The organism is Leifsonia sp. McL0607 (assembly GCF_049993355.1).
In the GTDB taxonomy this organism is placed as follows: Bacteria; Actinomycetota; Actinomycetes; order Actinomycetales; family Microbacteriaceae; genus Leifsonia.
In genome coordinates this window covers 532,591-544,580 of record NZ_CP188253.1, presented here as the reverse complement: position 1 = coordinate 544,580, position 11,990 = coordinate 532,591, and the positions used below count along the sequence as shown (strand labels likewise).

At 70.4% G+C, this 11,990-nt stretch carries 11 protein-coding genes and 1 pseudogene; 6 read left to right on the top strand and 6 right to left on the bottom strand.

The annotated features are described in order from the left end of the window. The first annotated feature begins 160 nt into the window (after positions 1-160). Both ACPPVW_RS02595 and ACPPVW_RS02590 read left to right on the top strand, forming a co-directional pair. Positions 161-517: a YciI family protein gene (locus tag ACPPVW_RS02595; protein ID WP_426624991.1), complete on the top strand. Its 357-nt coding sequence runs from the start codon at positions 161-163 to the stop codon at positions 515-517. A gap of 103 nt (positions 518-620) precedes the next feature. Next, positions 621-998: a VOC family protein gene (locus ACPPVW_RS02590; protein WP_426624990.1), complete on the top strand. Its 378-nt coding sequence runs from the start codon at positions 621-623 to the stop codon at positions 996-998. 94 nt (positions 999-1,092) lie between these two features. On the opposite strand, the pseudogene ACPPVW_RS02585 reads toward ACPPVW_RS02590, so the two are convergent. Next, positions 1,093-2,570, bottom strand: a pseudogene (locus ACPPVW_RS02585) (CitMHS family transporter). Positions 2,571-2,768: 198 nt separating this feature from the next. Here ACPPVW_RS02585 and ACPPVW_RS02580 point away from each other — a divergent pair. Together ACPPVW_RS02580 and ACPPVW_RS02575 are read left to right on the top strand one after the other, a co-directional pair. Then, on the top strand, positions 2,769-4,403 hold the full coding sequence (locus ACPPVW_RS02580) for an ATP-binding protein (protein WP_426624989.1): 1,635 nt from the start codon (positions 2,769-2,771) through the stop codon (positions 4,401-4,403). Then, complete coding sequence (locus ACPPVW_RS02575; protein ID WP_426624988.1) at positions 4,400-5,059, top strand: response regulator; 660 nt, start codon at positions 4,400-4,402, stop codon at positions 5,057-5,059. Before ACPPVW_RS02580 ends, ACPPVW_RS02575 begins: the two co-directional genes overlap by 4 nt. Here ACPPVW_RS02575 and ACPPVW_RS02570 read toward each other — a convergent pair. The 3 genes from ACPPVW_RS02570 to lepB form a co-directional block, all read right to left on the bottom strand. Beyond that, positions 5,043-5,372 (bottom strand): YciI family protein, encoded by a 330-nt coding sequence (locus ACPPVW_RS02570; RefSeq protein WP_426624987.1) that lies wholly within the window; start codon positions 5,370-5,372, stop codon positions 5,043-5,045. The genes ACPPVW_RS02575 and ACPPVW_RS02570 overlap by 17 nt on opposite strands. A gap of 30 nt (positions 5,373-5,402) precedes the next feature. Next, entirely contained in the window at positions 5,403-5,867 is a 465-nt protein-coding gene (locus ACPPVW_RS02565) for a hypothetical protein (RefSeq protein ID WP_426624986.1), read from the bottom strand. Between the two features lie 90 nt (positions 5,868-5,957). Next, positions 5,958-6,689, bottom strand: coding sequence for a signal peptidase I (gene lepB / locus ACPPVW_RS02560; RefSeq protein ID WP_426624985.1), 732 nt, complete (start codon positions 6,687-6,689; stop codon positions 5,958-5,960). Positions 6,690-6,935: 246 nt separating this feature from the next. Between lepB and ACPPVW_RS02555 the strand changes: the two genes are divergently transcribed. Further along, the gene (locus ACPPVW_RS02555; RefSeq protein ID WP_426624984.1) at positions 6,936-8,330 is read left to right on the top strand and encodes a M23 family metallopeptidase; all 1,395 of its coding nucleotides are present in this window, start codon (positions 6,936-6,938) and stop codon (positions 8,328-8,330) included. 18 nt (positions 8,331-8,348) lie between these two features. Further along, positions 8,349-9,731: a maltokinase N-terminal cap-like domain-containing protein gene (locus ACPPVW_RS02550; protein ID WP_426624983.1), complete on the top strand. Its 1,383-nt coding sequence runs from the start codon at positions 8,349-8,351 to the stop codon at positions 9,729-9,731. Positions 9,732-10,058: 327 nt separating this feature from the next. Here the strand turns inward: ACPPVW_RS02550 and ACPPVW_RS02545 are convergent, their stop codons facing one another. Together ACPPVW_RS02545 and paaE are read right to left on the bottom strand one after the other, a co-directional pair. Further along, the gene (locus ACPPVW_RS02545) at positions 10,059-10,829 is read right to left on the bottom strand and encodes an enoyl-CoA hydratase/isomerase family protein (RefSeq protein WP_426624982.1); all 771 of its coding nucleotides are present in this window, start codon (positions 10,827-10,829) and stop codon (positions 10,059-10,061) included. 64 nt (positions 10,830-10,893) lie between these two features. Beyond that, complete coding sequence (paaE, locus tag ACPPVW_RS02540) at positions 10,894-11,982, bottom strand: 1,2-phenylacetyl-CoA epoxidase subunit PaaE (RefSeq protein WP_426624981.1); 1,089 nt, start codon at positions 11,980-11,982, stop codon at positions 10,894-10,896. Positions 11,983-11,990 lie beyond the last annotated feature (8 nt).

Genomic DNA, 11,990 nt, shown 5'->3' with positions numbered 1-11,990 from the left:
TCGCGCGCTGCCGCCTGCGGAGCGCGGTTTCGTGCCCATTTTTCGAGCACCGGGCCGGGTGGACGGCCGGACGTCAGCAGTATAGCCGGGAGGCCGGTGTCGAAAACCGCCTCCCCGGTTCGACGTGAGGGTGTTCACGACATTCGACGAAGGGGAAGACATGACCGAGTACCTGATCCTCATCCACGGCGACGAGAGCCGCTGGGACGCGCTGAGCGACGACGAGCGCGGCGCGGTCGACGCGGCTCACCGGGCGTTCAACGAGAAGGCGGCGGGCAGGGTGCGCGCTGCGGGGGAGCTGCAGGCGACGTCCACCGGGACAGCGGTGCGCACGGGAGCGGACGGGGAGCCGCAGTCCACCGACGGGCCGTTCTCCGAGTCGAAGGAGGTCGTCGGCGGGTTCTACCTGGTCGAGGGCGACGACCGGGACGAGGTGGTCGCCCTCGCGGCCTCCCTCGCCGAGGCGCGGCAGGGCCATGGCGGCATCGAGGTGCGGCCGCTGGTAGGCCGCGGCTGAGCATCGCGAAGGGCACGGCGTCGTTGTCGCTCTTCGGCGCGCGTGTTCTAGCGGAGAGCGACAACGAGGTGCCGTTTGGCGAAGACAGGAGGAGGATGCGCGCATGACGGATACAGGGATCATCGGGGTGAACACGATCGGCATCCCGGTCGGCGACCAGGACGTCGCACTGGCGTTCTATCGAGACACGCTCGGATTCGACGTGCTCGTGGACGCGCCGCTGCCCACGGGCGGACGCTGGATCATGCTGGCGCCACCGGGATCGGCGGTGTCGGTCTCGCTCGTGGAGGCCGGGGGCGACGTCCCGGCAGGAGTCGAGACCGGCATCCGGTTCGAGAGCCTGGACGCAGGGAACACCTACGCGGAACTCGCCCGACGCGGGGTCGCGGTGGGAGAGCTTCTGCGCTGGCCCGGCGTCCCGGCGATGTTCCAGGCGACCGACCCCGACGGGAATCGGTTCGAGGTCGTCGAGCGCGGGTAGAGTTCGCCGTGAGACCTTCATTCATCGTCGAGGGGCACGCAAACGCCCCTAAAACTTGGATTTAGGGGCGTTAACGTGCCCTTCGGGCGTTGAATCAGCCGAACGGCACCGCGCCCAGCAGTACGCCGACGACGAGCATGACCAGCGACACGACAAGCGCTCGCCACAGCACCTTCTTGTGATGATCGCCGAGGTTCACGTTCGCGAGGGAGACCAGCAGCAGGATGGCCGGCACGAGCGGGCTCTGCAGGTGCACCGGCTGGCCGACGATCGAGGCCCGGGCCATCTCCACAGGGCTGATCCCGTAGTTCGCGGCGGTCTCGGAGAGGACCGGCAGGATGCCGTAGTAGAACGCGTCGTTCGACATAAAGAACGTCATCGGAATGCTGAGCAGTCCCGTGATCACGGCCAGGGACGGCCCCATCGACGCGGGGATGACCTCCTCCACCCACTCTGCCATCGCCGTCACCATGCCGGTGCCGTTGAGAACACCGACGAGCACGCCGGCGGCGAGCACCATGGAGACCACGCCGACGATGCTCGGGGCGTGGGCGACGATCTCGTCGGCCTGGCTGCGCAGCTTCGGGAAGTTGATCACGAGGGCGATCGCCGAACCGACCATGAAGATGTACGCGAGCGGGAACAGGTCGACGACCAGGAGGACCATCACCGCGGCGGTGAGGATCAGGTGAACCAGATGAGCTTCGGTCGGAGGGTCGGGCGATTCGGGTCCAGCACCGTGCCGGACATCCGATCGTCAGTGCCTGCCTCGACCGTCGCCGTCCCTGTCGCCGGGGTCGGACGCACGGTCACGATCCCCGTGGTGTCGACCGAACCGTGCGCGCCGGGTGCCGGCTGGGCTCCGCGGAGGAGGGGACCGGCGCCCAGCAGCGTGAAGCGTCGACGTCCCGATGCCGCCGCCCCTGCGCTGCGCGGCTCCGTATCCGCCCGCTCCGTGAGGAACGGCTCGCTGAGCGTCAGCGTCCGCAGCCGGTTCCGTTCGCGCACGCCGAGGAACCACACGAGAGCGAAAGCGACCGCGAGTCCGACGACGAGCGAGGGGAGCATCGGGACGTAGATGTCGCTCGGCGAGACTTTGAGCGCGGAGGCCGCCCGCGCGGTCGGACCGCCCCACGGCACGATGTTCAGCGTGCCGTTGACCAGGCCGGCGACGCACGTCAGCACGACCGGGCTCATCCCGAGCCGCAGATAGATGGGCAGGAGCGCAGCGGTGGTGATGATGAAGGTGGTCGAGCCGTCCCCGTCGAGGGAGACCGCGCCGGCCAGGATGGCAGTGCCGAGCACGACCTTTGACAGGTCGTCTCCCAGGAACCGCACAATGAACCGGATGAGCGGATCGAACAACCCGACATCGATCATGATCCCGAAGTACATGATCGCGAGCATCAGCAGGGCCGCCGTGGGCGCGAGTCCCTTCAGTGCGTCGATCACCATGTCGCCCATGCCGAGACCGGCCCCGGCGAACAGCCCGAAGATCGTCGGCACGAGGATGAGCGCGACCATCGGCGTCAACCGCGTGGTCATGATGAGGGCCATGAAGACGAGGATCATGGCGAATCCGAGGATGACGAGCACGTCGACTCCTTCGTCGAGGCGGGTGGAAAGTCCCGCGGGACCATCCACACCGTAAGGAAGCAGTCGGCATCGCACCGGATATTGCTGGTTTCGCGGAGATCAGCTCGATCATCCCGTTTTGCTCGTTCTGCTCAGCAGAGGTTGGGCGCGAGGCCCGCATACGATGTTCGGACCATGCGGTTCGCCTCCCACGTCCTCCTCCTGCAGCTCGCAACGGTCTCGGCGGTCGTGGTGGTGAGCGCGGGAGTCTTCGCGTGGCACGGCGTGCAGCAGCTCCAGCGCGACGCGCAGGACAGCGCGCTCGCCATCGCCCGCACGGTCGCTGAGGACTCGGACGTGCGAACCGCTGTCGCCGCGTATAGCGCCGAGCCCGGAGTTCCAACGGCCGAGGAGCTCCGGAAGGGTCCGCTCCAGCCCCTCGCCGAGACCATCAGGGCACGAACCGGAGCGCTCTTCGTGGTGGTCGCCGACGACCACGGCATCCGGCTCGCCCATCCGGATCCACGCCGGCTGGGCGAGCAGGTGAGCACGAGCTTCGCCGACGCGCTGGCCGGACGCGAGTCCGTCGCCTGGGAGTCCGGGACCCTCGGCGAGTCCGCGCGAGCGAAGGTCCCGGTGCTCGCGCCCGGGACGGCGACACCCGTCGGCGAGGTGAGCGTCGGCTTCGCCAGCGCCAGCGTCTTCGAGGAGGCGCCGGCGCTGCTCATTGCGATCGGGACGACGGCGTTCGTCGCGCTGGCCATCGGTTCCGCGGCGTCGATGCTGATTCGGCGCAGGCTGGCGAGGCTGACCCTCGGGCTCCAGCCGGAGGAGTTCGGGGCGCTCCTCCACGAGCGGGCGGCTGTGCTCGACGGGGTGGGAGAAGGCGTGATCGCCGTCGATCGTCACGGCGTCGTGAGTGTGTGCAACGGCCGAGCGGCGGAGCTGCTGGGGCTGGTCGACCCGCTCGGAGCCGCGGTCGAGGCGCTGGGGCTGCCGCCCGCCCTGGCCTCCACGCTCACCCCCGGCGCTGCCGCGGAGCCGACGACGCAGACGGTCGTGGTCGCCGGGCGCGTCCTCTACGTCGATGCCCGGCGCGTCACCCGCGACGGGCTCGATGTCGGTGCGGCCGCCGTGGTGCGCGACCGCACGGATGTCGTCTCGCTCACCGAACGGCTCGACGCCGTCGCCGCGATGACCAACGCGCTGCGTGCGCAACGCCACGAGTTCGCCAACCGCCTCCACGTGGTGGCGGGTCTGTTCGACGCCGGCCGGCCGGACGACGCTCGCGGCTATGTGGGCGAGCTCGTTGCGCGGGGGCCGCTCAAGTTCCCGCTCGAGCACGCCGATCGGCTCCAGGAGCCGTATCTGCAGGCGCTCCTCGGCGCGAAGGGAGTGGAGGCGGCCGAGCGTGGCGTGCTGCTGTCTCTGGGGCCGGAGACGCTCGTCACCGGAACCATCTGCGAGCCGGAGGACGTCGCGACCGTGGTCGGCAATCTCGTCGACAACGCCGTGCGTGCGGCCGTCGCCGGCGACGAACCGCGATGGGTGGAGGTGGAGCTCATGAACGATCGAGGCGACCTGTTCGCGACGGTCGGTGACTCCGGCGCCGGGATGCGCGATCCCGCGGCGGCGTTCGATCCTGCGCTGGCTGCGACCGATGCGCGCGCCGCGAACGTCCACGGCACCGGGTTCGGGCTCCCGCTGAGCCGCGACCTGGCGCGTCGCCGCGGGGGAGATGTCTGGGTCATCGACCCGGGAGGAACGTCCGGCGGCGCCGTGCTCTGCGCCCGGCTCCCCGGCGTCGTCGACGTGGCGGTGACGGCGTGAGCGGCGAGTTCCGGGTGCTGGTGGTCGACGACGACTTCCGGGTCGCGGGGCTGCACCGCGACATCGTGGACGCGCGGACTGGCTTCGTCGCGCTGGAGCCCGTCATGACCGCCCGGGCGGCGCGGGCTGCCGTACGCGATCTGGCGCCCGATCTCGTGCTTCTCGATGTGTTCCTGCCCGACGGCGACGGCCTGGAACTGCTCGCGGAGCTCGACAGCGACGCGTTCGTGATCAGCGCCGCTCTGGAGGGGGCCACGATCCGTCGGGCGCTCCGGGCGGGGGCGTTGGCCTACATCATCAAGCCGTTCGACGCGCGCGTGCTCTCCGAGCGCCTGGGCGCATACCAGCGCTATAGGCATGTGCTCCGCGATGACCGGTCCGCCGACCAGGAGGCGGTCGAGCGCGCGCTGCGCATCCTGCACTCCGGTGATGTCGCGTCGTCCGCTCCGCGGTCGACGACGGAGCAGTTGGTGCTCGAGCAGCTGCAGGGCGGCGAGCTCACGACAGCGGAGGTCTCCGCCGCCATCGGCGTCTCACGAGCGACCGCGCAGCGCTATCTCGCGGCGCTGGCCGCCCGTGGGCTCGCGGAGGTGGCGCTCCGTTACGGAGCGACCGGGCGACCGGAGCACCGCTATCGCATCACTCCCACACCATGAACGGGCGCAGCTCGAGCTGACCGTTGCGCGCCATCGGGTGACGGGAGGCGATATCGATCGCCTCGTCGAGGTCGTCGACGTCGAGGATGTCGAAGCCGCAGATGACCTCCGTGGTCTCGGTGAACGGTCCGTCGGTCACGTAGCGCTTGCCGTCGCGCACCCGCACGACGCGTGACTCGGTCTGCGGCTGCAACACTTCGCCGATGATGCGCTTGCCCGACGCGTCGAGCTCGTCGACCCAGAGGTCGACGTCGGACTCGTCCGTCTGGGTGTCGGGCTGGGAGTCGGTGATCACGAACATCATGTACTTCATCGGTCTGTCGGTCCTTTCGAATCGGTCGGTTCACTGGGACGTCGAATGGAGCTTCGCGCTCTCGACATTGCGTGCCGACCGGATGAGTCGGACGACCACGACCTCCACGGTCGCGGCGACGATCGCCGCACCGAGCGGCTCGCTGAGCCCGCCGAGGTAGGTCGGGGGAGTGGTGAACCAGAGCAGGCTGTAGCCGGCGAGCGCGGCGACGAACGCGCTCGCCGTGCCGCAGACGTGCCGCCACCAGTCCACGTAGCCGAGCCGTGCGCGTGCGAACCACGCGTAGAGCGCGGCAGCGGCGACGAACCCGACGCCTGCAGCGGCCGGACCGTACAGGAAGAGCTGCGGACTCAGCAGCTCGCGCTCGGTGTCGTTCCCCAGTTCGTAGTCGATGATGTGCAGGAAGCCGACGGCGGCGCCGACGAGGACCCCGGTGATCAGGAGGACGAGGCGCGCGTCCTTGCCCAGGACGGGATGGATCCGCACGATCGTCACGCGGCCGACGATACTGCCTGAACCGCGAGGAGTGAGTTGTTGTGGGTATTCCAGGGAAGATACCCGCAGCAACTCACCTTTCGAGGTGAGCTACTCGTTCTTGCGCTCGGTGCCCGCGAAGGTCGTCGGGTAGTTGTCCAGCCATGACCAGTGGCTCACGGGCCAGCTGATCACGAAGGCGCGCCCGACGACGTCGCTGAGCGGGACGAAGCCCTTGTTCGGATCTTCCATGTGGTAGCGGGAGTCTGCCGAGTTGTAGCGGTTATCGCCCATCACCCAGACCTTGCCCTCCGGCACGGTGACCTCGAACGGTTTGCCGGAGACCGCCTGCTGGCCGACGGGAAGCAGCACGTACGGCTCCTTGAGCGGGACCCCGTTGACGCTCATCTGGCCGAGCGTGTTGCAGCACGTCACGTGATCGCCCGGCAGCCCGATCAGGCGCTTGACCAGGTGCTGGTCGCTGTCCGACGCTCCGAGTCCGACGAAGTCGAGCACGGCGCCGATGCCCAGCTGAATCGGGTTGCCGGTGCGCGGAGCGGCAGGCGGAAGCCAGCCGCCCGGGTCTTTGAAGACGACGACGTCGCCGCGCTGCAGCGGGAAGACTCTGGGCTGCAGCTCGTTGACGATGATCCGGTCGTTGACCTGCAGCGTGTTCTCCATCGACCCGGAGGGGATGTAGAACGACCGCGCCACGAACGTCTTGATCAGGAACGAGACCAGAACCGCGACGACGAAGATGATCACGACATCCCGGAGGAGCGCCTTCCACCCGGTCGAGCGGGCGGAGCGGCGCGGTCGGACGGTCTCGGTACTCTCGGTCACAAACGTTCACGCTAGCGTGCCGATGCTGTGAGACGCATCCGATCCCCCGCATGAGGGATTGTCCGCCGGCCGCGCGGATGACAGGATGCAAGGACGGGCCGTTCCGGCGCCCGTCCGGGGGCTCGCGTGATCATGCGGGACGCTTTGGCACGCTTCAGACTGCAGACACGACGCGAACGCCCGCGCCGCGGCGATGGAGGTCGTGCGCGTCGCCCCGAAAGCCTCCTGCGCAATGGGCCATTGCTCGTGCCGGACCCTCCCATCAGACAGCGCTCCGCCGCCTCGCCCGTCGAGGGCACGCCCCTGCGCCGTGGCCTGGCGTACGCGGCGGCGGTCGCGCTGGCGGTGGGGCTCGTGCTCGCGCCGCTGCCCGCGACGGCCGACGATTGCTCCGGCGGCGACTGCTCCACCTCGACTCCGACGCCCGCCCCCGTTCCGACGCCCGGACCGACCGATTCACCCGCGCCGACACCCACGTCGAATCCGACGCCGACTCCGACGCCAACGCCCACCCCGACACCAACCCCCACGCCCACCCCGACACCAACCCCGACACCGACGCCTACTGCCACCCCGACGCCGACGCCGACCCCGACGCAGACGCTTGCACCCATCGACGACGTGCCCCTCCTGGTGCCCGACCTGGTCAACACGAGCCAGCAGGTCGACACCGCGGACGTGGAGCAGGCCGCGCAGCTCGCCAGCCAGCTGGCCGAAGCGCAACAGGCCCTGGTGGATGCGACCAACGCCAACCTCGCCGTCCAGCGCGAGCAGCAACAGGCCAAGACCTCGGCGGATGCCCTGGCCACCCAGGCCACAGCCGCGAAGAAGCGCGCGGCGGCATCCGCGGCCTTCGCGACCGCGCTCATCCGCGCCGCCGGCTGGAAGGGCGTCACCGACGACCCGCTGGCGGCGGCGCTCGGAACGCACGGCGACCTCCTCAGCAAGCTCGGCGCGGTTCAGCGCTTGCGCACGCTGAGCGACGACCGCACAGCGGCGCTGCGCGACGCGGCGGCCGATGCGGCTAGCGCCAAGTCGCTGAGCAGCCAGGCGAAGCACGCCGCCGACGCGCTCGCAGGCATTGACGTCGATGCGAGCCAGCAGGCGGTCTCCGACGCCCAACTCCAGGTGGACACCACCTCGGCGGCCCTGGATCAGCTGCCGACGCTGCTCACTGCGGGCACCGGCTGGCTGGCGCTCACGGTCGACCCGTCGGCCATCCCCACGGGGTGGACGCTCCCTGTCCACGGCCCGATGACCGACAAGTTCGGCCCGCGGCCGTCGCGCCCGGCCGGCACAGCTCCCTTCCACCCTGGCGACGACATCGGCGCCGCCTGCGGCACCACGATCGTGGCCGCGTCCGCCGGAGTCGTGGTGGAGGCCGGCCCCAACGGGTCGTACGGCAACTTCGTCCTCATCGACCACGGAGGCGGTGTCGAGACCGCCTACGGGCACATCCGCGACGGCGGCATCGGAGTGACGGTCGGCGAGCAAGTCACCGCGGGCCAGCCGATCGCCCAGATCGGCACGACCGGCGCCTCCACCGGCTGCCACCTCCACCTCGAAGTACGGGTGAACGGCGTGCAGATAGACCCGTACCCCTTCCTCGCCGCCCGGGGAGTCATCGTCGGAACGCGCTGACGGGCGTACGGTTCAGGCATGACGGAACTGACGGAACTGGTGGGCTCGTGGATGCGCCGCCAGCGCTGGTACTCGACCAAGGCCGTCGAACCGCGCTTGCGGCTGCTGGGCTCGTTCGAACTCGAACGGGCGCCGCAGACAGCCGACGACGGTTCGCGCATCGTCACCTATTTCTTCTGCGACGACGCCCCGCGCACGCTACGGGTGTACCAGGTGCCGCTCGTCGTGCGGGTGCGGCGTGACGGCGAACCGGCGGGGTTCGTCGGCGAGGCGGGCGGGCGCTACCTGTACGACGGGCCGGTCGAGGAGGCGTACGTCGCGGCGCTCGTCGCGCTGATGACGGGCGCGGGCAGCGCGGACGGCGTGCATGCCAGCGCGTCCGGCCACTCGTTGGGCGGACCCATCACGGTGTTCTCGTCGCGGAGGCTCTCAGCGGAGCAGTCGAACACCTCCATCGTCGCCGAGATCGGCGACGGCGCGCTCGCTCTGGTGAAGGTCTTCCGGGTCGTCCAGGACGGCGAGAACCCGGACATCTCCACGCTCGCCGCCCTGACCGCCGGCGGGTCGGAGCGCACGCCCGCCCTGCTCGGCTGGCTGTCCGGCTCGTGGCCCGACGTCGACGATGACAGGGCGACGGGCGAGCTGGCGCTCATGCAGGACTTCGTCCTCGGGGCCGAGGACGGCTGGGAACTCGCGGTCAGCGCCGCCGAGCGCGGGTGGGACTTCACCGACCGGGCCTTCGCTCTCGGAGCCGGCACGGCCGAGCTGCATCGGGTGATGGCCGGCGTCCTCCCGACCCGGCCCGCGTCGGTCGAGGACGTCAGGGCCGCCCTCGACGGCATGTTCCGCAGGCTCACCATCACGATCACCGAGGTGCCGGAGGTCGGGGAGCTGCGGCCCGCGATCGCGGCGGTGTACGAGTCGGCGGCCGCCGCGCCTCTTCCGGTTCTGCAGCGCATTCACGGCGACCTCCACCTCGGCCAGGTGCTCTTCTCGCCCGACCGCGGCTGGCAGTTCATCGACTTCGAGGGCGAGCCGTTGCGGCCGCTCGCCGAGCGCGCACTGCCGGACGCGACGATGCGCGACATCGCGGGGATGCTGCGCTCGTTCGACTACGTCTCAGGGTCGCTCGCCCAGCGCGAGCCTCCCGTCGATGCCCGTGCCTGGGCGGCCGACGCGCGGGAGGCGTACCTCGACGGTTACGCGTCGGTCGCGGGAGACGTGCTGCACGAGTTCGCGGAGTTGCTGACCGCCTTCGAGCTCGACAAGGCGGTGTACGAGATCACGTACGAGGCCCGCCACCGCCCGAGCTGGATCCCGATCCCGCGGGCGGCGGTCGACCGGTTGCTCGACGATGCGCACGGGATCACGCCGCGCCAGGCAGGCGCTTCGTCGAGGTGAGCAGTCGCCCGACATGTGCGTCGAATGTCGTCCATCAGCGCAGCTGAGGCGACATTCGCGCCGAATGCGGAGACGGTCGGACGGTGAGCGGCACTCGGCCGCGACGTCCGGCGTGTTACCCGCACGCCGGGCGTCGCGTAGAACGGACATCTTCGAAGCCCATGCCCGCCCTGCGCGCATTGTGCGGCGCGCGGGAGGCCACGGGCAGACAGAACACCGGGTCTACTCTGTGGGGAGCGCTGCGCGCCTCTCGCGCAACCGCCGAGTACGCGCGAATTCAGCCGAAAACCGCCGACTACGCGGACTGTCTTCGTACTCGCGAGTCGGTCAGCGGGCTCCGAAGTGCGGCGGGCGCTTCTGCTGGAAGGCGGCGAAGCCCTCGCGGTAGTCGGCGGTGTCGCGGAGGGCGGCCTGCGCGGCGTTCTCGGCGGCGAGTGACGACCACAGGTCGAGGCTGCCGTCGTCCAGGCCGGCGACGATGCGCTTGCTCGCCAGGAAGGCCTGCGTCGCCCCGCGGGCGGCACTCGCCGCGGCCTCCTCGACCGTGGACTCCACCTGGTCGGCGGGCAGCGCCCGGCTGAAGAGGCCGCCGGCCACGGCCTCCGCCCCCGAGATCAGCCGCCCGGAGTAGATCAGGTCGAGCGCACGGTGCGGGCCGAGGCGCGAGACCAGCAGCCAGTGGCCTCCCGAGTCGAGGGCGGCGCCGAGCGCGGCGAACGGCGAGCCGACCTTGGCGTCTTCGGCGACGAACACCACGTCGGTGGCGACGAGGAGGCCGAGCCCGACGCCGAGGGCCGCGCCGCGCGTCGCCGCGAACGTCGGGGCGGGGAACGCGCTCATCCGCCGCAGCAGCGGCGTCACCAGGCCGTCGAGGTAGCCGGACACGTCGTCGGTGGCCGGGTCGACACCGGCGATGTCGCGGCCCGCGCAGAACGACCGGCCCTCGCCGCGAAGCACGAGCGCGCGCACCCCGGCCGCCTCGGCCTCGGCGTACGCGGCGTCGAGCGCGCGGAGGTCGTCAGGGCCGAGCGCGTTGAGGCGCTCGGGGGCGTTGAGCGTGACACGCGCGATGTCGTCGTGGATGCTCAGGTCGATCACGGCGCCTCCTCGGCGGACAGGGCAGTCAGGGCGGTCAAGGCGGTCAGGACCGTCAGAACGGGCATCACACGTCGTAGTCGACCGCCACGCGGTCGGTCAGCGGATGCGACTGGCAGGTGAGCACGTAACCGGCCTCCAGCTCTTCCGGCTCCAGCGCGTAGTTCTCGGTCATCCGCACGTCGCCCGAGAGCAGTCGCGCGCGGCAGGTGCCGCAGACGCCGCCGGTGCAGGCGAACGGAACGTCCGGCCGCACCCGCAGGGCGGCGTTCAGCACGGACTCGTTGGCGTCCACGGGAGTGGTCACAATGGAGGTCTGCCCGTCGAGCGTGAACTCGATCTCGGCCGTCTTCTCGCCGTCGTGCACGACCACCGGATGGCCGACGTCGCCGCGAACCTCGCCCGGCTCACCGGTCGTGAACAGCTCGAAGTGGATGCTCGAGCGCGGAACATCGTAGGTCTCCAGGACGTCGCGGCAGAGCTGCACGAGCTCGAACGGCCCGCACAGGAACCACTCGTCGACCGTGCTCGGCGGCAGCAGCGCCTCCAGGATGGTGCGCAGCCGCTCCTCGTCGATCCGTCCTGACAGGAGGGGCGCGGTGCGCTGTTCCCGCGACAGCACGTGGTGCAGCGCGAGGCGCGACGGGTAACGGTCCTTCAGATCGGCGAGCTCCTCCAGGAACATCACGTCGATCGCCGTGCGGTTCGTGTACACCAGCGTGAACGAGCTGGTCGGGGAGGCCGCGAGCACGCTGGAGGCGAGCGCCATCAACGGGGTGATGCCCGAGCCGGCGGCGATGCCGGCGACGTGCACCCCGTCCAGCGCGCCGAGGTCGATCGTGAACGTGCCCTGCGGGCTCATCACGTCGATCCGGTCGCCGGCCCGCAGCTCGCTAGTGGCCCAGGTGGAGAACGCGCCGCCCAGGTCGCGCTTGATCGCCACGCTGATCCGGCCGCGCGACGGCGGCCGGCAGATGGAGTAGCTGCGCCGCAGCTCCCGCCCGTCGACGGTCGCGCGCAGGGCGACGTGCTGGCCGGGCAGGTAGTCGTACTCGCCGTGGAGGCTCTCGGGCACCGCGAAGGTCACCTCGACGCTCGCCGCGGTGAGCGGTCGCACCTCGGCGACCGCGAGCGTGTGGAATCGCGCACGCGCCATCAGCGGGA